This is a genomic window from Acinetobacter soli (genome assembly GCF_000760595.1).
Lineage (GTDB): Bacteria > Pseudomonadota > Gammaproteobacteria > Pseudomonadales > Moraxellaceae > Acinetobacter > Acinetobacter soli.
Genome location: NZ_BBNM01000015.1, coordinates 54,673 through 75,098, shown reverse-complemented (window position 1 = coordinate 75,098; position 20,426 = coordinate 54,673). Strand labels below are relative to the sequence as shown.

Annotated in this window: 21 protein-coding genes; 12 read left to right on the top strand and 9 right to left on the bottom strand. The window is 43.7% G+C overall.

The genetic code is table 11. The features are described 5' to 3' along the window. From Aso01_RS14660 to rimI, 3 genes are all read left to right on the top strand, one after another. A partial coding sequence (locus Aso01_RS14660) for an EF-Tu C-terminal domain-related protein (protein ID WP_042065549.1) occupies positions 1–181 on the top strand: 181 nt, incomplete at its 5' end. A gap of 350 nt (positions 182–531) precedes the next feature. Continuing rightward, positions 532–1,413 (top strand): metal-dependent hydrolase, encoded by an 882-nt coding sequence (locus tag Aso01_RS14655; RefSeq protein WP_004935416.1) that lies wholly within the window; start codon positions 532–534, stop codon positions 1,411–1,413. A 109-nt stretch (positions 1,414–1,522) separates the two neighbouring features. After that, positions 1,523–1,981 carry a ribosomal protein S18-alanine N-acetyltransferase gene (gene rimI, locus Aso01_RS14650; protein WP_039910016.1) on the top strand — a complete coding sequence of 153 codons (459 nt, stop codon included), beginning with the start codon at positions 1,523–1,525 and terminating at the stop codon, positions 1,979–1,981. A gap of 7 nt (positions 1,982–1,988) precedes the next feature. Here the strand turns inward: rimI and Aso01_RS14645 are convergent, their stop codons facing one another. From Aso01_RS14645 to trxB, 3 genes are all read right to left on the bottom strand, one after another. Further along, positions 1,989–2,804, bottom strand: a complete 816-nt coding sequence (locus Aso01_RS14645) for an arginyltransferase (protein ID WP_004935419.1) — start codon at positions 2,802–2,804, stop codon at positions 1,989–1,991. A 22-nt stretch (positions 2,805–2,826) separates the two neighbouring features. Continuing rightward, entirely contained in the window at positions 2,827–3,552 is a 726-nt protein-coding gene (gene aat / locus Aso01_RS14640; protein WP_004935421.1) for a leucyl/phenylalanyl-tRNA--protein transferase, read from the bottom strand. 73 nt (positions 3,553–3,625) lie between these two features. Beyond that, positions 3,626–4,573, bottom strand: a complete 948-nt coding sequence (gene trxB, locus Aso01_RS14635) for a thioredoxin-disulfide reductase (RefSeq protein WP_004935423.1) — start codon at positions 4,571–4,573, stop codon at positions 3,626–3,628. A 263-nt stretch (positions 4,574–4,836) separates the two neighbouring features. Here trxB and Aso01_RS14630 point away from each other — a divergent pair, with 263 nt between their 5' ends. Continuing rightward, the gene (locus Aso01_RS14630; RefSeq protein ID WP_004935426.1) at positions 4,837–7,851 is read left to right on the top strand and encodes a DNA translocase FtsK; all 3,015 of its coding nucleotides are present in this window, start codon (positions 4,837–4,839) and stop codon (positions 7,849–7,851) included. Between the two features lie 48 nt (positions 7,852–7,899). Here Aso01_RS14630 and Aso01_RS14625 read toward each other — a convergent pair whose 3' ends face one another. Then, on the bottom strand, positions 7,900–8,187 hold the full coding sequence (locus Aso01_RS14625) for a PA4642 family protein (protein WP_004935429.1): 288 nt from the start codon (positions 8,185–8,187) through the stop codon (positions 7,900–7,902). 106 nt (positions 8,188–8,293) lie between these two features. On the opposite strand from Aso01_RS14625, the gene Aso01_RS14620 reads away from it, so the two are divergent. Continuing rightward, positions 8,294–8,431, top strand: coding sequence for an FKBP-type peptidyl-prolyl cis-trans isomerase (locus Aso01_RS14620; protein WP_155757841.1), 138 nt, complete (start codon positions 8,294–8,296; stop codon positions 8,429–8,431). A 54-nt stretch (positions 8,432–8,485) separates the two neighbouring features. Here the strand turns inward: Aso01_RS14620 and minE are convergent, their stop codons facing one another. From minE to yihG, 5 genes are all read right to left on the bottom strand, one after another. Continuing rightward, positions 8,486–8,758: a cell division topological specificity factor MinE gene (gene minE / locus Aso01_RS14615; RefSeq protein ID WP_004935430.1), complete on the bottom strand. Its 273-nt coding sequence runs from the start codon at positions 8,756–8,758 to the stop codon at positions 8,486–8,488. A gap of 2 nt (positions 8,759–8,760) precedes the next feature. Next, entirely contained in the window at positions 8,761–9,573 is an 813-nt protein-coding gene (gene minD / locus Aso01_RS14610) for a septum site-determining protein MinD (RefSeq protein WP_004935432.1), read from the bottom strand. Positions 9,574–9,638: 65 nt separating this feature from the next. Further along, positions 9,639–10,358 (bottom strand): septum site-determining protein MinC, encoded by a 720-nt coding sequence (gene minC / locus Aso01_RS14605; protein WP_004935434.1) that lies wholly within the window; start codon positions 10,356–10,358, stop codon positions 9,639–9,641. Positions 10,359–10,480: 122 nt separating this feature from the next. Then, the gene (locus Aso01_RS14600) at positions 10,481–11,530 is read right to left on the bottom strand and encodes a hypothetical protein (RefSeq protein WP_004935437.1); all 1,050 of its coding nucleotides are present in this window, start codon (positions 11,528–11,530) and stop codon (positions 10,481–10,483) included. Positions 11,531–11,543: 13 nt separating this feature from the next. Then, entirely contained in the window at positions 11,544–12,470 is a 927-nt protein-coding gene (gene yihG, locus Aso01_RS14595; RefSeq protein WP_004935442.1) for a 1-acylglycerol-3-phosphate O-acyltransferase, YihG family, read from the bottom strand. Positions 12,471–12,714: 244 nt separating this feature from the next. On the opposite strand from yihG, the gene Aso01_RS14590 reads away from it, so the two are divergent. From Aso01_RS14590 to Aso01_RS14560, 7 genes are all read left to right on the top strand, one after another. Then, positions 12,715–13,368 carry a YiaD family glycine zipper/OmpA-like lipoprotein gene (locus tag Aso01_RS14590; RefSeq protein WP_004935445.1) on the top strand — a complete coding sequence of 218 codons (654 nt, stop codon included), beginning with the start codon at positions 12,715–12,717 and terminating at the stop codon, positions 13,366–13,368. A gap of 125 nt (positions 13,369–13,493) precedes the next feature. After that, complete coding sequence (locus Aso01_RS14585; RefSeq protein ID WP_004935448.1) at positions 13,494–15,533, top strand: UvrD-helicase domain-containing protein; 2,040 nt, start codon at positions 13,494–13,496, stop codon at positions 15,531–15,533. A gap of 21 nt (positions 15,534–15,554) precedes the next feature. Further along, entirely contained in the window at positions 15,555–16,007 is a 453-nt protein-coding gene (gene dut / locus Aso01_RS14580) for a dUTP diphosphatase (protein WP_004935452.1), read from the top strand. Between the two features lie 186 nt (positions 16,008–16,193). Continuing rightward, the gene (locus tag Aso01_RS14575) at positions 16,194–17,615 is read left to right on the top strand and encodes a phosphomannomutase/phosphoglucomutase (protein ID WP_004935454.1); all 1,422 of its coding nucleotides are present in this window, start codon (positions 16,194–16,196) and stop codon (positions 17,613–17,615) included. A gap of 14 nt (positions 17,616–17,629) precedes the next feature. After that, the gene (gene argB, locus Aso01_RS14570) at positions 17,630–18,541 is read left to right on the top strand and encodes an acetylglutamate kinase (RefSeq protein WP_004935457.1); all 912 of its coding nucleotides are present in this window, start codon (positions 17,630–17,632) and stop codon (positions 18,539–18,541) included. A 118-nt stretch (positions 18,542–18,659) separates the two neighbouring features. Further along, on the top strand, positions 18,660–19,445 hold the full coding sequence (locus Aso01_RS14565; RefSeq protein ID WP_004935460.1) for a GNAT family N-acetyltransferase: 786 nt from the start codon (positions 18,660–18,662) through the stop codon (positions 19,443–19,445). 100 nt (positions 19,446–19,545) lie between these two features. Then, a complete protein-coding gene (locus Aso01_RS14560; protein ID WP_004935463.1) occupies positions 19,546–20,394 on the top strand; it encodes a class II glutamine amidotransferase in 849 nt (282 codons plus the stop codon). Positions 20,395–20,426: the final 32 nt, after the last annotated feature.

Below are 20,426 nucleotides of genomic sequence, written 5' to 3'. Positions count from 1 at the left end.
GACTGACGTAACTGGTGCAATCCAATTACAAGACGGCGTTGAAATGGTAATGCCAGGCGACAACGTTGAAATGTCAGTAGAATTGATCCACCCAATCGCAATGGACCCAGGTCTACGTTTTGCGATCCGTGAAGGTGGTCGTACTGTAGGTGCTGGTGTTGTTGCGAAAGTAACTGCATAATCACTATTCAGTGAAAAAAGCGCTCCTCTGGGGCGCTTTTTTTATGTCATCAATTCATCGAGATTTAAATAAATCCGTTTCATCTATTACATCTTTTTCTCTTGCGTCGAAAAATCCGTTTCATCTATTACATCTTTTTCTCTTGCGTCGAAAAATCCGTTTCATCTATTACATCTTTTTCTCTTGCGTCGAAAAATCCGTTTCACTCATCACGTCTTTTTCTCCTCATGTCCTTAACTGACATTTCTGTGTCCTAAACTGCACTTACACGTTTTTATGAAAGAAGTATGATCTTAATCAAGAAATTAAATAAGAAAGCAAGGGTCTTTTACCCTTGAGGAGTCGTTGGCATGAACGCTAAAGTGAATATTACCAACCGTGCAGGTGCAAGTTTTCCAGTTCGTCGTATGAACTTTGACTTCAACGATGTACCCGAATATTGGATGAATGGTTCTGCAGGTCTGACCCATTTTATGACTGCTTTATCTGCTTTATTTCCGGATGGTGAGAAGTTTTTTATCGATTCGGTTCGTGCAGTACGCTACCACCCTGCAATCAAAGACAACGATGCATTGCAAAAAGAAATCAGTGCCTTTATCGGTCAAGAAGCCATGCATACTCAAGAGCATGTTGGCTTTAATGCCTCGGCACAAAAATATGGTCACGATGTGGCAAGCCTTGAGCAAAGAACAGGAAAAGTCATTCAGACCGGCCGTAAAATTTTTGCAAAACTGGTCAAACCGTTTGGTATGACACAAGAAATGGTTGATTTAACCGCTACTACAGCACTTGAGCATTTTACTGCGACCATTGCCTCACAATTATTACGAAACCCACATATTCAAGCGCTTATGACTGATGATACGATGTCGACCATGTGGTACTGGCATGCAATTGAAGAGAATGAGCATAAAGCCGTAGCCTATGATGTGTTTGAGGGAATCTTTGGTCGGGATTTAAAAGCTTATTCGCTTAGAAATACGGCATTGGTAGTCTCTATGCTGGCTATTTTTATTACTCAGTCATATTTTGTTGCAAAGCTTTTACAAGAAGATGGTAAATTAAATCTGAAAGAGCTTGGCACAATTTATACGTATGCTTATAGCCCATCTAAAGGTATTATTACTGGCATGTTAGATGAAATGTTGGCGTATTTTAAGCCTGGGTTTCATCCGAATGATTTAGATACCAATAACCTGTTGGCAACATGGAAAGCCAAACTGGGTTTATAAGATTTAAAGTTAACTCCGTGGGCAAGCAATTGCCCTTTTTTTATGCCGAGTTGTTGGTTAAGATTGTGCCTCGAGTCTCTTCATCTAAATCTTTATTATGCAAACTCCCGTGATTCGTAAAATGCAACATGACGATGTTGAAGCTATCGTGGCGATTGAGCGCTTGGTTCAAACTCATCCATGGTCAGCACAGCAATTTTATGAAGCGGTGGATTCATATCAAAGTACCGTGATTGAAATACAGAATAAATTGGCGGGCTTTTGTATTTTGCAGCCTGTGCTTGATGAAGCCAATTTGTTATTGATGGCAATTGATCCTCGGCAACAGGGCAGAGGGCTTGGCTTTGACTTACTCGATGCGTCGATCAATCTTTTAAGTAATCAACCTGTGCAAATTTTTCTAGAAGTCCGCGAAAGTAATGCAGCAGCGATTCGTTTATATGAAAAATCTGGATTTCATCAAATTGATTTACGACGCAATTATTACCCAAGACCAGAAGGCGGACGTGAGCATGCCATCATTATGGTGAAAGCATGCAGTGATAATTTTGCCGATTTATTTAAGTAAGCAGTGCTTATTTAATCAGTAAGCTGTTCCATTCAGAAGGTAAAATGGTCATCAGTGACTCACCCAGTTGATCAATTTCTTCTTGCGACAGTGCGCGATTCAGGCGGCGCCATTGGCCGTCTAAAAGTAATTCGAGGGGAATATACTGAGATTTGTAATTCATCTTTTGTGAATGTGGCACCCAGTAACCTAAATATAAATAATCGAGCTGTAACGATTGCACATATTCGAGCTGTTTAAGAATTGCAAACACACCCAAAGATCGGCGCTGCTCGGCTGGATCAAAAAAGGTATAAACCGCAGATAATCCGTCGTCCATCAAATCACATGTTGAAACGCAGACCAAGCGATCATCTTTCCATAATTCTAAAAAGAAGCTTTCGGTACAACTATGCACCAGAAACTTTTCAAACTGATCTAGACTTGGTGGAAACATATCGCCATCGGCATGGCGTTCATTAATGTAACGCTCATACAAGGCATAATGCACATTTGTGGCGGCATGTGTGGGCACAATCGACATGCGCAGATCCTGATTTCGTTTCCAGGCTTTCTTCTGCATGCTGTTCATTTCAAATTCGTCGACCGGTACGCGGCAAGACAGGCACTGTCTGCACAAATGACATTCTGGGCGATACACAAAGTCGCCGCTACGACGAAAACCAACGCGTGAAAGTTCAGAAAGCGTCACCACGTCAATCCGGTGGATTGGATCGAGAAACACCATGCGCGCAGATTTGTTGTCTAGATAGCTACAGTCGTGGGGCGGGGTAATATAGTACTGTAAGTCATTGAGAAGGGACTTTGGGTGGTAAGATTTCATCGTGTATGTCCCCTCATTGTTATCATTCGGTTAGTTTTGCAATTTGGGCAATTCTTTTACTTGAAAATACACGTTCTGAATACTTTTTCCAATTGATAGGGGGCTCAATAATTACATCTTGTAACGATTTTAAGTAGTCTTGACGAGAAAGTGTACAAGCACCTAAGCTTAATAAATGGTCATTGACCAGTTGACAGTCAATCCAGCGCACTTGATGTTCTTGCCCAATCAGCATGAGCGTATAAAATGCCATTTTGGAGGCATCGGTACGTGTACTAAACATTGATTCTCCAAAGCAGCCTTTACCAATACTCACACCATATAATCCGCCTACTAATTGATCTTCTTGCCAAACTTCGACGCTATAGCCGTAGCCTGCTTTAAACAGTTCGACGTAGCCTTGCACGATATCTTCTGAAATCCAGGTGTCATTGGTGTAATTGCGGGGCAGGGCGCAAGCACGAACCACTTGCTCAAAGGCACGATTAATGGTCACTTGATAATCGTATTTTTTCATACTCCGAATAAGTGTTTTACTTGGGCGATATTGCTCGGGATAGATGACGCAACGCGGGTCGGGGCTCCACCAACAGATCGGATCACCTTCGTTAAACCAAGGAAATAATCCATGTGTGTAGGCTTCAAAAAGTGTTGAAGGTTCTAAATCTGCCCCGATGCAAATCAACCCTTGACCCTCTGGGTCGGCTTCAACTGGATCGGGAAACACATACATCGAAGGTAAAATCATGAAGGGAGAGAGAATAAAAAAGATCGGCCTTATTTTAGCCGATCTTTTAATGTGATGAGAACTGCTGTGTGACTTAGATGTTTTCTAAGTATTTGTCTGCATCAAGTGCAGCCATACAGCCCGAACCCGCCGAAGTAATCGCTTGACGGTAAATGTTATCTGCAACGTCACCTGCCGCAAAAACACCCGGAACTGAAGTTGCAGTTGCATTACCTTGCGTACCGCTTTGGACTTGAATATAGCCATCACGTAACTCAAGCTGACCTTCAAACATGCCCGTATTTGGCTTGTGACCAATTGCAACGAATAAGCCTTGTACATCAACAGTTTGTGTGCTTTCGTCTTGAGTAGATTTCAAGCGTACGCCTGTAACGCCCGTATTATCACCCAAAACTTCATCGACTTGATGGTTCCAGATAATGCTAATTTTGCCTTCTTTCTCTTTTTCAAACAGATGATCTTGCAAGATCTTTTCTGAACGAAGGCTGCTACGACGATGAACCAGTGTGACGTGAGCTGCAATATTCGATAAGTAGAGTGCTTCTTCAACAGCAGTGTTACCACCACCCACAACCATCACGTTTTGACCTTTGTAGAAGAAACCGTCACAGGTTGCACAGGCACTTACGCCCTGACCCATAAATGCGGCTTCCGATTCTAGACCGAGGTATTGTGCAGTCGCGCCTGTTGCAATAATTAAAGCATCACAGGTGTACTCTTCCATATCGCCTTTTAAAACGAACGGACGTGTATTTAAATCAACTTCATTGATATGGTCATAGACAATGTCGGTACCGAAACGTTCTGCATGTGCCTGCATACGCTCCATCAATACCGGACCGGTTAAACCTTCAGGATCGCCAGGCCAGTTATCTACCTCAGTTGTTGTAGTCAACTGTCCACCAAGTTGTAAGCCTGCAATCAGCGTTGGCTTCAAATTGGCACGTGCAGCATAAACTGCAGCGCTATAACCTGCAGGACCAGAACCAAGAATAATAAGTCGAGAGTGACGAGCGCTCATGACGAGTTCCTTATTAATATCGAAATTTTTGAAATTATACGTGAAAGTTGAGCCAAATGGCGTCGTTTTGATGTGGATAATATTGATCAACTAAATCGAATTGAGCTATATACGATTTTATTGAAAGATGTTAACAACAAGCTTCAACAATCATGCATCATTTTTTACAGAACAGGTGCATAATATGTGAATTAATTCGTTGCCGGTTTTGAGCCAACGAAAGAACAAATGAATTCATTCAAACTGGTTTTACAGGACAGTATATGACTGCGGTGTCGAGCGTTTATGCACAGCGTTTATTAATTACATTATTTTTGGTTTCGTTCGGGATTTATCTGTTTGTCGCGACTGTGACATATACCCCATTCGATCCCGGCTGGATGCATATTTCAAGCGACACTCAAAATGTCTCGAATGCTAGCGGCGTTGCCGGTGCATGGATTGCTGATTTGCTGTTTGGTTTTTTAGGCTGGGCGAGTTTACTGATTCCATTGTTTTTGTTTATTGAAGCCATTCAAGTCTGGTGGCCACGCAGTTTTCTAAACCGACCGTTTCGCTATGCAGCGCAGTTTTTTATTATCTTAGCCACCTCTACATTGCTTTATCTGTACTGGAATGTACCAGCAGATACGCTAGCCAATGCCTCAGGAGGCATTATTGGCTATGAGCTGGGTGAAAGTCTGTCCGGTATCCTGACCATTTATGGTGCGACGCTGTTCTTGCTGGTATTTTGGGTGCTATTGCTCACCTTGGCATTTGGCATTCAATGGAATCGTACATGGGCAACACTCAAAGCAACACCAGCTTATTTACAAGACCTATTTTATAAAAACGTCTCTCCGAATGAGTCTGACTATGATTTGACGGAGCAATCAGCCAAGAAAGCGCCACAATCGGTCAGTGCTGCATCTAAAAGCACTTCTGCTTTACCAGAACAAGCGGTTCAACCAGAGCAAGAAAACCCAAGTATTGCGCCAGCGGCACGTACCCATCAGTATGTGGCAGATGACGAGACGGTTGAGCGGTTATTCCAAGATGTCGTTGCGAAAGAACAGCGTGCCCAGCAGCAATATCAAGATCCATTACCTGTAGATGATCAGGAATTTGAGAAAGCGCTTGAAAAGGCACATCGGCTTGAAAGTGAATCAAAGCGTTTGGTACCGACCGGAGAGGTATGGAAAGCGCTGCAATCTGATGATCTGACTCACAAACAGGAAATCGATGCATTACTTCGTGCCGCAGATGATGAACATGGACAATTAAATGCACAAGCTCAGTGTGCACACACAGATTCAGTCTCAGCTCATGATCAGTCAAATCCTTTAAATAAAGATAAACTGAACTGGAATGACGATCAGATTTTTGATGAATTACTGGCCGCTATGCCGAATCAATCGGGGTCTGACATTCACACGCCGTTTGTCTCGCAAGCGCAGCCAACTACGCGTTCAGAGACTGATCATTTGATCGAACAAGTCGAGCAGACGCTTAAAGCGTCATCTACAACGCATCAGCCTCAAAATCGATATGCGGCGTATGAACCAGAAGAGCAGTCTGATCTTTTGACTGAAGAAGAAATCAGAGCACCAGAGCCACTCAAACAAGCGCCTGTTGCCAAAGCAGTAACGCCAGAAAGCGAGCAGGCAGCACTTTCAAAAGAAGCCTTCATTGAAGCTTGGCAGGAAACCGCAGGTAAGCCGGTAGAAGATGAGTTTGATTTTGACGCCCCACTCACAGATGCTTCGGGAAGACCGATGTCACGTGCAATGCAGGTGGCACAAAAGCGTCGTGATTTACCAACGTTACCGGGCTTTGATTTGCTAGACAAAGTTGATCCGAATAAGAAGGTCAACTTCACTGTCGAGCAGCTCGAACGTTTATCTGAACTGCTTGAAATCAAGTTACAAGAATTTAATGTGAAGGCCAAAGTGGTCGAGGCTCAGCCTGGCCCGGTGGTTACACGATTTGAGCTTGATCTGGCGCCCGGTGTGAAAGCATCTAAAGTTACCAATATTTCACGTGACTTGGCCCGCTCGATGTCGATGGCATCGGTACGTGTGGTTGAGGTTATTCCCGGCAAGCCTTATATCGGTATTGAAGTACCAAACAGCGCGCGTGAAATGGTGCGCTTGATCGAGCTGCTTGAGACACCGTCATTTAAAGACCCTGCCGGCTTACTCTCGATGGCCATGGGTAAAGATATTTCAGGTAATCCTGTCATTACCGATTTGGGTAAAGCACCGCACATGCTGGTAGCAGGAACGACTGGTTCGGGTAAGTCAGTCGCAGTCAACTCCATGATTTTATCAATGCTGCTCAAATATACCCCAGATCAGCTTCGCCTCATTCTGATTGACCCGAAACAGCTTGAATTGGCCAATTACAACGATATTCCACACTTGCTTACTCCAGTGGTCACAGACATGAAAGACGCGGTGAGTGCACTTAACTGGTGTGTCAATGAAATGGAACGCCGTTACAAGCTGATGTCATTTTTAAAGATCCGTAAACTGGCAGACTATAACCGTAAGGTTGAAGAAGCAATTGCTAACGGTGAAGATTTGATTGATCCAACGTGGAAGCCAAGTGATTCGGCCACCCAAGAACGTGCCCCACGCTTACAACCTTTACCTTCAATTGTGATTGTGGCAGATGAGTTTGCTGACATGATTATGCAAGTAGGTAAAAAAGCCGAAGAAATGATTACCCGACTGGCGCAAAAATCTCGTGCTGCCGGCATTCATCTGCTATTGGCGACTCAGCGTCCTTCTGTAGACGTTATTACGGGATTAATCAAAGCCAATATTCCTACACGCGTTGCACTGCGGGTTAACAGTAAAATTGACTCACGAACGATTTTGGATGCGGGTGGTGCAGAAGACCTGTTAGGCCATGGTGATATGCTATTTCTTGGGCCTGGAAAAATCGAGCCTGAGCGTGTACATGGTGCTTTTATTAGCGATGATGAAGTGAATCGGATTTGTGATGCATGGCGCGAACGCGGTGCCCCGAATTATGTCGATGAAATTTTAACACCGTTTGATGAAGAGCCAAGCGCACGTGGTTTTGAAGATGGTGGAGAAGGGGGATCTGATCGAGATATGCTCTATGATCAATGCGTCGCATTTGTTTTGGAAACTCGTAAAGCATCGACGTCATCCTTACAGCGCAAATTTAGTTTGGGCTACAACCGAGCAGCTCGAATCATTGATCAGATGGAAGAAAATGGCATCGTAAGTGCCATGGGCGCCAACGGTAAACGAGAAATATTGGTCTAAACTCAACCATCATAAAAAAACCTGCATCAAGCAGGTTTTTTTTAGCACTTATGCAAACTTTGCTAGTACCTCTAAAAAAGGTTCGCGCTGACGCGGAAATTCAGCAATCACATCATGAATACGCTGACCTTCAGGATTGGTCGCGTTTACATCACGGCCATCGGCAACAAACTGAGTCAAAAGACGCTCATAGTCGTTTGGACGCATGTGTTTAAATGCATGATACAACACATGAAAATCGGCATTTACACCGTCTGGAGGAAGTTGGTTAAGGTAGGCAAAAACACGTTCATCTGACCATTCTTCATTGAAAGTTGCTGGCTGTGATAATGCCATAACACGCTCCTCTTACACTTTAAAAGCAAAATTTGAGACAGGATATTTTGAATATTTTAACGAGACGCACCGTTGTTCAAGTCCACTCGAAGCACAGCTTCTCGTCTTGCGACTGGGCAAAGATGCTCGCTCCAGTCCACTCGAAGCACAGCTTCTCGTCTTGCGACTGGGTAAAGATGCTCGCTCCAGTCCACTCGAAGCACAGCTTCTCGTCTTGCGACTGGGCAAAGCGTTGCTTTGCTGATCCAGTCTCATATTTTGCCTTAATTTCTGGGTGATTGACCAATCAGTAATGAAATTATCGTTCTTCAGGTAAATTGATATTCATTTCAAGCATTTCAATATTTGCTTCTGAACGTACCTGCATTTGAATATGGTCTTCACCCACACCACGTACATAACGACTGACCACTTGCATGATCTCTTTTTTCATTTGATCAATTTTGTCTTGACTCAAACGTCGTCCCAAGCCCTGTTCAGAGGCAACAATTACTTTCAAACGATCTTTGGCAGTTTGTGCGCTTGATGGTCTCTCGTCAGTTCCGAACAGTTTACTCCAAAATCCTGCCATCGTTATGCTCCAAATAGTCGAGCCAACCAGCTTTTTGGTTGTACTGTAATGTGTCGATAAGGGCGTTCTTCACCTAAAAAACGTGCAACCAAGTCATCATATGATTGGCCTGATTTGGTTTCAGAATACAAAATGACCGGTTTACCTTCGTTTGAAGCTTGTAAAACACCCGGGCACTCAGGAATAACCCCTAAGGTTGGAATGCGTAAGATATCCTTTGAGATATCATCAATCGTCAGCATTTCTTGGCGATCTGCACGTTCTGGATTAAAACGTGTGATACACAAGTGCTTACGAATACGCCCTTCGTTCTGTTCGACTTTTTTTGTTTTGCTGTCCAGCATTCCAATAATACGATCAGAGTCACGTACCGATGAAATTTCTGGATTGGTCACAATAATCGCTTCATCTGCATGATACATGGCTAAAATTGCGCCACGCTCGATACCCGCAGGTGAATCACAAATAATATAATCAAATTCTTGTGATAATTCTTCAATAACACGAGCCACACCGTCGTCAGTCAAGGCGTCTTTGTCACGTGTTTGTGAAGCTGGCAAAATATAAAGATTTTCAATATCTTTGTCACGAATCAGCGCTTGTTGCAAACGTGCTTCATTGTTGATGACATTCACAAAGTCATAGACAACTCGACGCTCACACCCCATGATCAAATCAAGATTACGTAAACCTACGTCAAAATCAATCACAACAGTTTTATGACCACGTAGGGCTAAACCTGTTGCAAAAGATGCACTTGTTGTAGTTTTACCTACACCACCTTTGCCTGATGTTACGACAACAATTTTGGCCACCGAATCCACTCCTATTATGGTCATACGCCCGATCTTATGGGCCTATTTGGTGCTTAATTTATACCTTAAAATTCCAAAGCCCGAAATTCAAGTTCTTGCTTATCGTTTAAATATATATGTACAGATTTCTTTAATACATCTTTAGGGATGTCTTCTGCAACACAATACGTGCCTGCAATTGAAACAAGTTCGGCTTCAAGGGCATGACAAAAGATGCGAGCAGCAGGGTTTCCACCTGCACCCGCCATAATGCGGCCACGCACATTTCCATAGATGTGAATGTTGCCTGAAGCAATCACTTCAGAACCGCTGTTCATTCCTGCATTTAAAATAATGTCGCCATGATCTTGTACCAGACATTGTCCGGTTCGCAAAATTTCGTCATGGTAAGATGTTTTGTGCGAAATCGCTGTTTTCGTTGTTGGTGTTTTTGTTTCAGCGTTTTTCTCTGTCACTTTGGCTGACTGAACCACAACTTCTTCTTTCGTGGCCTTGATCCGCTGTAGAGGTTGGTCGGCTGGCATCACAGGAAACTGAATCGATTTGGCCTCATCGCTCAATAGGCCATCTATCACGGCCATTGGCTGTAAGCCCAGACTAATCAGCAACTGAATCAGTGCAATCAGTTCTTGATCTACCGTACTGTCAAGAATAACCAATGTGCCTTGATAGGCATCTTCATTTAAAATTGCGGTAAGTTGTTGCCGGATGACATCATGATCATTGGTATCGAAGGTTAATCGGGTAAAATTAACCATTCTTCCTGTAATCCGTATATCAGCCATAATGATTCCTTGAGAACTTCTGACGTGCCACTGGCCCTGAAGTTGGGTGAGTAAATAGATCAAATCCTAGAACAAATTATCCGAATTCTCTAGGGACTAGCCTAAATATTTTATCGATATGCTTATTCTTTGGCTTGATCGTGTTGTTTAAGTACTTGCTGCCAATGTTTCACTTTAACTTGTTTACGAATAGATTCCAGACTTTCAAATACAATTGATTCGACCAGTTGTTCAAGTTTTTGGTTATCAATATTCACTTCACTAAGCCGTTTCGATATTAACTGATAATTGGCATTGGGCTGCGCTACAGAGCCTTCAACAAATGGAACAATCAACCCCGATGTAATATTTTCGCCCAAACGCTGACCAATGCTCTGAATTTGCGATTCAATGCGTCCGCCTACAATCGGAATGAGTCGAAGCAGTTGGGTTAGCTCGGGTGTATCTTCAATCGCCTGATTAACAATTTTACCCACACGCTCAGCCATGATCGGTTGCTGGGTTTTTAAAGCCTCTGCCAATGAGTCTTGCAAAATTTCGGCAAAGGTCTGCGCAAATAGTGCCCGATGATGATCAATCAAATCATGTAAAATCTTTTTATGGGTCGAGCTGGTTTCAAGCTCTTGCTTAACACCATCGAGCACCGTGATGACCACTCGATCGGAGAGTTCTTCCATCACAACTTGATAATAAAAACGACCGCGTTTAAGCCAACTGCCTGGTATAACTTGATAGCCCATTTCATAGAGTCGATAGCCAATGATTCCCGCGCGAAACAAACGTAAAAAACGTAGTTGCGGCAAAATCGCTAAAATTTCGTACCAGTGAATAAATGGAAAGAAAAACCAGCGCTGATGATGTTTGTACACCACTGCAATTGCCCAGCGAATCAGCAGTTCCACAATTAAAAAGCCAATAAACCACGCTTCGCTAACAATCACCCAAGGGTGCAGTTCGGCGCGGTAAAATGTTAATAACGTTTCAAGGTGAATTTGCTGAAACAGCCACTCGCCAATGCTGCTCATCAAAAAGTAATTGGCGCCTAAGCAAAAAAGGTTAAACACAATGATAAACACCATAAAAATATCGTAAAGCAAAAACAGTTTGAAGGACAAACTGCCGGGCTTTAGATGTTGGTATTTATTTTTAATGTCTGAACTTTTTTGCTTCATGTCACGTTACATCTTAAGTAGAGCTGTTGGAGTATTTGGCTTTCATTTCGGTGATCAACTGATCCTTTTCAGTCCAGAGCTGATCTACCCAGTCTTGAAAACGTTTACGGTAGACTTCGTCATCTTCGTAATCTCCACCCAATACCCAGTCTGGCAGTTCAATTTTGCGTAAATTCACCGCAATTTTGGATACATCACCTAGCCAGAAATCGCCGTAGCCGGGTATACCGTCTGGGTACACAATGGTCATGTCGACCAAAGCATCGATTTTATCGCCCAGAATATTCAGCGCCAAGGCCAGTCCACCCGCTTTAGGTTTGAGTAAATGCTGATAAGGTGAGCCTTGCTGATCATGTTTTTCTGGGGTGAAGCGAGTGCCCTCTAAATAGTTCAATAAGGTAAACGGCTGGCTTAGCAACTGTTCGCAGGCTTGACGTGCTTCTTCAAGATCACGAGTTTTGAGCTCGGGATTTTTCTGGATTTGATCTTTGGTATGACGTTTCATCATTGGGAAGCCTAAAATCTTGAAGGCTTGTCCCACAAAGGGAATAAAAATAAGCTCCCATTTGGTAAAAAAACGCGTCAACGGCATACGTGTCAGTCCAAAGTACTGATTGACCGTGGTATCGACCCAGCTTTGATGATTACAGGTCATGAGATAACGACCTTGCATGCTTAAGTCGAGGGCTTCATCGATAGTGATATCCCATTCTAAATGTGGCAAAACATGGTCGATCAACCAGTTATTAACATTTAACCAGCTGTTGGTGATCTGGATATTGGTTTGATCCACCGCCCGCGATTTTTTGAACAGTTTGGTGAGGCCCAGCGCCAGTACGGGTGGGCCATGTAAAAACGTACTTCCTGTAATGACACTGCCTACAGTCAGCCCGCGTGTAATTTTTTTTAGCGCCGATTGCTTGTTTGCTTGCGTAGACATATGAAAAGTCCTGACGATCCAATTTCTAAGGGTATGAGGGTGTGATCAATATAGACCGAGTGCTAAAAATAAAAAAGGCATCCCGATAAAGAATGAATAAAATGTGATGAACTGCACAATTAATTGGGTATTAAATATTACAAAATGTAAATAAAAGCGATATTCTTAACAAAATATCAATGGTCTAAGTGGCTTTTTTATTTCATCATTTTCACAGACAACAAGACAAACGAGGAGGCATGCAATGCGTGCACTAGTTATTACAACTGTAGTTGGGGCGGCGGTAGCACTTGCAGGTTGCCAAACAACTGGAAACAATCTTGGTGGCGTAGAATACGATAAAGCTGCCCTAGGTACACTCATCGGTGCTGCGGCAGGTTATGGTATTTCTAAATCCAATGCAAACTCTAGCCGTCAAAATAACCGTGCTGCTGCAATTGGTGCGATTCTTGGTGGTGCAAGTGGCTTGTACCTCGACCAAAAAGAGAAAAAATTACGTCAACAAATGGCGGGTACTGGTGTAGAAGTTAACCGTAACCCAGATGGTTCTGTCGGCTTGGTAATGCCAGGCAACATTACATTTGACACCAACAAGTCGAACATCAAACCGAACTTCTACTCAACTTTGAACAAGGTTGCGCAAACTTTGTCTGAAGACAACCGTAGTGCGATTTTGGTTACAGGTTATACCGATAATACTGGTAACGATTCGATCAACATTCCATTGTCACAAGCGCGTGCACAGTCTGTTGCTAATTACTTGAGCGGTCAGGGTGTATCTTCTGCACGTATCAATGCACAAGGTTATGGTTCATCTAACCCAATCGCGTCAAACGCAACTGCACAAGGGCGTGAGCAGAACCGCCGTGTTGAAATTAGCATTTACGAGCGTCAATAATCGTCGCACGGATATGTAAAAACCACCTTCGGGTGGTTTTTTTATGGTTAAAATCCGTTTCATTACGATGGGCATTGGCGCAATAGATGTCTATAATCACGCTCGGAATCATCAGGGGAATACATATGTCTGCAGCCAGTCATTTAAATGACAAACAACAAGAAGCCATGAAATATACTCAAGGACCGTTGTTAGTGCTTGCAGGAGCGGGTTCGGGCAAAACATCGGTGATTACGCAAAAAATCGCCTATCTGGTTAAACAGTGTCGCATTCCTGCACATCGTATTACAGCGATGACCTTTACCAACAAGGCGGCGCGTGAAATGAAAGAGCGTGTGACGCAGTTATTGTCACGTGAAGAAGCCAAAGGTCTATCTGTTTCGACATTCCATACCTTTGGTTTGAATTTATTACGCATTGAGCTGAAGCATACGCCGCTAAAAAATAACTTTTCAATTTTAGATGCCGACGATTGCAAACGAATTCTGATGGATTTAATGCATCGTGATAATTTATCGGGCGCCGAAAGCAAAGAACTCATTGCCAAGGCCATGAAAAAGATTTCTGACTGGAAAAATGATCTGATTGTGCCAGAGCAGGCACACAGTACCTGTGAAACGCCAGAAGATGTTCAGTTTGCGCACTTATACCAGTTGTATGAGCGAAATCTGCGTGCCTACAACGCAGTAGATTTTGATGATTTGATTGTATTGCCAACACGTCTATTGCAAGAAAATGCCGAAGTACGTGACAAATGGCAAAACCGGACCCGTTATTTGCTGGTCGATGAATACCAAGATACCAACACCGCCCAGTATATTCTGGTCAAGCTTCTAGTGGGAGTAATGGGGCAGTTTACTGCGGTTGGTGATGATGACCAGTCGATTTATGCATGGCGGGGTGCCAAGCCGGAAAACATGGCCTTACTCAAAGAAGATTTTCCGAATCTTAAAGTGATTAAGCTTGAACAAAACTACCGTTCAACCAGCCGGATCTTAAAAGCGGCCAACGCCGTGATTGAACATAATCCACATATTTTTGATAAAAAACTGTGGAGCGATAAAGGTCATGGAGAGGTCATCCGGATTATTACCTGCCGTAATGATGACGATGAGGCCGAGCGTGTGGTGAAAGACCTGATGACGCATAAGCTCATGAACGGAAAAAACTGGAAAGATTATGCGGTTTTGTATCGCGGTAACTTTCAGGCGCGTATTTTGGAAACCCAGTTACGCCAGATGCAGATTCCCTATAAGCTTTCGGGTGGACAATCGTTCTTTGCCCGCGCTGAAATTAAAGATGTCATGAGCTATCTGCGTTTGATTATTAACCCAGAAGATGACAGTGCTTTTTTACGTATTATCAATACGCCTAAGCGTGCGATCGGACCAGTCACCCTTGAAAAACTCGGACTGTTTGCGCAGGAAAATCACTTGTCCCTTTTGGGCGCGTCATCGGATCAGCGCTTAAGCATGGTGCTACCGAAAAAGGCCATGACACAGTTGCATGAATTTGCAGACTTTGTGCAGACCTTTACGCGAGAATTACTCGATGACGATGAACCTGTGCCTAAAGTCCGCCAGATGATGAATGAGGCAGGCTATATCGACTATATTCGTGAGCAAGCGGCAACGCCTGCGCAAGAAAAAAGCAAGCTCGACAACATCGAAAGTCTTTATAACAGTATCCAAAATCTACTGAATCGTACCGACGATGTAGATGATAAAAACATTGAAAGTGTGATCCGAAAATTGGTGCTGCTCGATCTGCTCGAACAGCAGCAAGAAGAGGAAGATACCGACAAGGTCAACTTGCTGACCCTACACGCTGCCAAAGGTCTTGAGTTTCCATTTGTGTACATTATGGGGCTGGAAGAAGAACTACTGCCGCATAAAAACTCGATTGCTGCCGATACCATCGAAGAAGAACGCCGTTTGATGTATGTGGGAATTACCCGTGCACGACAAGGCCTTACCCTGACCTTGGCCGAACAGCGTAAAAATGGCGGTCAGATGAAACAAATGACACCGAGCCGCTTTTTGGATGAATTGCCGCAAGATGAACTTGAATGGCTCGGCCGTAAGAAAAAACTTGCGGCTAATGTCGATCCGAAAGAGCAGGCACAGCAATATCTGGCCAATTTAAAAGCTTTATTAAAACGTTAATGCAACAACTTAGGAATAATGATGAAAGTCCAAGTCAAATTACTGGATCCTCGTGTAGGAAAAGAATGGCCATTGCCAACGTATGCAACAGCAGGATCTGCTGGACTGGATTTGCGTGCTTGTTTAGATGATGCCATAGAGATTGAACCTGGGCAAACGGTACTGGTGAAAACCGGTATGGCGATTTACATTCAAGATACCCAATTCGCAGGCATGATTTTGCCGCGTTCAGGTTTGGGACACAAACACGGGATTGTGCTTGGAAACTTGGTGGGCTTGATCGATTCAGACTATCAGGGCGAGCTGATGATTTCGGTATGGAATCGTGGTCAAACCACATTTCGTTTAGAGCCAGGTGAGCGTCTAGCACAATACGTGCTGGTTCCTGTGGTGCAGGCCGAGTTTGAACAGGTCGAAGATTTTGTCGCAACAGACCGCGGTGCAGGCGGTTTTGGACACACTGGAAAGCAGTAATTTTTCTAATAAATGCCTGTGTAAACAGGCATTTATTTATTTATAATTGAATGTTACAAAAAATTATATTAATAATATCGGGTTATCGATCTGATTTTTTATTTTGGCGTCTTTATTTTGTCATTGTACCTAAATTTTTTTCAATTTTTCCCGTTTTGCTAACATAGGCATAAGAAGAACAGACTTATGGATATAAAGCAGACTTTTCCGTTTCAGATTTTTCGTGCCTATGATATTCGGGGAAAGCTCAATGTGCTGACACCGGAGCGCATCGTGGCCATTGCACACGGACTGGCACAGCAATACCTCGCTGCGGGTCATACAAAGCTTGTGCTCGGCTATGATGCCCGTTTGACTGGTCCTTATTATGCTGCGCTGGTTCAAGCAGTCTTGGGTGAACACGGACTTTGTGTAACCAATATTGGTTGCTGTTCAACACCCCTCATGTACTTTACTGCACGATCACATGATGGCAATGGCATCATGATTACGGCCAGTCATAATCCTAAGACAGACAATGGCATTAAATGGGTGATGGGAAATCAGCCACCAAGTCCCGAGATCATTCAGCAAGTGGGATGGTATGCCTCTCAAATTCGTGTTGATTTAAGTCCTTACTTACATCTCCAATCGACTGTAGTACATCAAGAAAATGCCTATTTCGACCGTTATGAAGATGCACTCGTTCAAGATATTCAGCTGAATCATCGCTTTAAAATTGTATTAGACGGCTTACATGGTTCGGCAGGCGAAGGAACGCGTCGCTTACTGGAGCATTTGGGATGTGAGGTTATCGCAATTCGCTGTGAGCCCAATGGTCATTTTCCAGATCATGCGCCAGATCCTTCACAGGCGCTACATCTGGAGACACTTCGTCAGTACGTCTTGGCAGAGCAGTCCGATTTGGGTATTGCACTTGATGGCGATGGTGATCGTTTGGTCGTGGTCGATGAGCATGCCACGATTATCAGTGCAGATCGTTTAATTTCACTATTTAGTCAACTGTGTCTGGCTGCACAGCCAGCGCATGAAGTGGTTTTTGATGTGAAATGCTCGACCATGGTCCGCAATACCATTTTGGCCTGTGGCGGGCAGCCCACCATGATTCGAACTGGTAGCACTTTCTTGCGTCAATATTTGGCAAAATCGGCTGGACGGGCGATTTTTGGGGGTGAATACGCAGGTCATTATGTATTTAATGATGGCCGAGGCTATGGCTTCGATGATGGCCCATACGCGGCATTACGTTTACTTGAATATATGGCGGTACATCCGACACAGTCATTATCGAGCTTATTGGCGGCCTATCCTGAGCGTTGTAGCACAGAAGATCTGTACATCAATACTTATGAAGCAAATCCTGTGCATGTATTGCAGGATATTGAAGCACAAGGGCAGACCTTTCAGGCGCTACTGAGTCGTACCGATGGGATACGTCTCGATTTTCACGATGGATTTGGCATTTTACGTGCATCGAATACCGGAGAGTACTTCACTGCGCGTTTTGATGCAGAAACACCACAACGATTGGCAGAGATTAAACAGATATTCGTGACCATGTTGCAAAAAAAATACCCTAAACTTGCACATGATCTTTCACAGGCCTAATTAAGGAGAGGCGAATGCCACATCAGCACACCGGCATCGATAAAGCAAAAATTTTGACAGAAGCATTGCCGTATATTCAGCGCTTTTCAGGAAAAACACTTGTGGTCAAATATGGCGGTAATGCCATGACCGATCCTGAGCTGGAAAGCTCGTTTGCGCGTGATATCGTTTTGTTAAAAACTGTCGGTTTAAATCCGATTGTGGTGCATGGTGGTGGGCCTCAAGTCGACTCTTTACTCAACCGTTTGGGTCAAGTGTCCGATCGAATTGATGGTATGCGAGTGACCGATCAGGCCACCATGGAAATTGTAGAAATGGTGCTGGGTGGAAGCGTCAATAAATCGATTGTAAACCTGATCAATCAACATGGTGGACGTGCCATTGGCTTAACCGGAAAAGACGGTAACCTGATTCGTGCACGCAAATTGTTGATGGAAAAACAAGATGAGCAAGGCGAGATCAAACATATCGATTTAGGTATGGTGGGCGAGGTGGTCGGCGTGAAAACCGATGTCCTTGAAATGTTTACTCAAGGCGATTTTATTCCTGTGATAGCCCCTTTAGGTGTCGATGAAAGTGGTAACACCTATAACATCAATGCCGATTTGGTTGCAGGCAAAGTGGCTGAAGCACTGGGCGCAGAAAAACTGATTCTGCTCACCAATATCTCGGGTGTACTGGACGAAAACAAAAATCTTTTGACTGGGCTATCGACCAAAGAAGTCGATCGTCTGATCGAAACTGGCGTGATTTATGGCGGCATGATTCCGAAAGTGGGCTGTGCCTTAGATGCAGTTAAAGGTGGCGTGGTTAGTGCGCATATTGTCGATGGTCGTGTACCGCATGCGACTTTATTGGAAATTTTTACCGATCATGGTGTAGGCACATTGATTACCAACCGAGTTGCGCCTAAAGCAGAGCATTAATTTTTCGAATCTAGAAAAAGACCAGTCATGACTGGTCTTTTTTATGGGTATAGATATTGGTCATATAGTTGTCATGCGGGTGTTTTAGTGTAAGCAAAGAAAAACACGGGGTGAGCTTATGCTAGACAAATTGAATCATTATCGACACCACTTAAATTTTCCATTGCTACGTCAAAAATCCTCAACCACTCAATATAAGTTTGAGTGGGTTGAAACCTTAAAAGAATTAGAGGAAGTACAACGCTTTCGCGCTGAACAGTTTGGCCCACAGTTTGGCATTCATTTTGACTCAGGTTTAGATCAGGATGTCTATGATTTTGGCTGTGAGCATGCAGTATTACGCGAAAAATGGTCTGGCGAGATCGTGGCATATACACGTTTGAAACACTTTTTGGGGCATGAACTGGCACAGAGTTATAGTGCTCAAGAGTTTGATGTGGTGGGGCATCTATCGCATGTACCCAGTGTGGTCGAAATTGGTCGAACCTGTGTGCATCCGCAATTTCGTTCTGGTAAAGCACTGTCTATTTTGTGGTTGAATCTGGTGCCTAAAATTTTGTGGTCCATGAAAGCCAAATACCTCATGGGTTGTGTCAGTATTCATCTAGATAACAATGCTGCCCGTGTCTATCATACGCATCGGAAAATACAGCAGCTTACGTCTGCGCAAAGCTTAGATATTGCCTCTAAACACCCTTATGAGCCGCAGCATCCAGCTTATAGCTTTACCCAAGATGAGCGTATTCCCAAACTGTTTCAGATGTACTTAAGCATGCAAGCTCGATTATCTAAACAGGCATTTTATGATGAAGCCTTTCAATGTTTGGATTATTTTGTATTACTTGAGGTGAACCAAATTGCCAAGTCTTTTGTCATGAATAAACGCGTTCAGCGCCGTCCTTAGCAGAAAAAGTGCATAAGATGTATCAAAATTGAGATTTGCAAGGCATTGTGCTCTCATGCACAATAGACTTTACATCTAGATCATTCTTGCCTTTACCGTTATGTGCCAGCTACTTGGAATGAATTGTGCAACGCCTACCGATATTACCTTTTCGTTTAAAGGATTTTCACAACGGGCGGGCATTACTTCCGATCATTCCGATGGGTTCGGGATTGCTTTTTTTGAAGACAAAGCCTGCCGTTTGTTTGTCGATAATCAGTCTGCGGTAGAATCTCCGATTGCAGAGTTGGTGCGTAATTTTCCAATTAAATCACGCAATGTGATTTCGCATATCCGCAAAGCCACTCAGGGTAAGATTACTCTTGAAAATTCGCATCCATTTATGCGTGAGCTGTGGGGGCGACAGTGGATTTTTGCCCATAATGGCGATTTGCATCATTTTAATCCGCGCCTGACTGGTCGTTTTGTTCCGGTTGGCAATACCGATAGTGAACGTGCTTTTTGTTACTTGCTGGATCAGTTGGTAGAACGTTTTGGTTATACCGAGCCCAGTATTCATCAGATTTTTACCGCGCTTGAGCAGATTGCGCCTCGAATAGCCGAACATGGAACATTCAATTACTGCTTATCTAATGGTCAGGCTTTGTACAGCTATGCCACAACGAAGTTACACTGGTTAGTCCGTGAGCATCCCTTTAAAGCCGCTCGATTGATCGATCTAGATGTCGAAGTGGATTTTAGTCAGGTGACCACTGCCAAAGATCGCGTGGCGGTGATTACCACCGAGCCACTGACTCAAAATGAGGTCTGGATGCCTTATCAACCAGGTGAGATGATTGTGTTTCAAGATGGACGCCCGATTAAGCAAGCTTTAACCCGAGTAGAGCGTTTAGAGCGAGAGGCACTCAACCCTGAACTTAAACGCATTACCCGTGCCGACCAGTATTAAACCCGGTATTCAATAGAAAGGCGTTGCAAAAT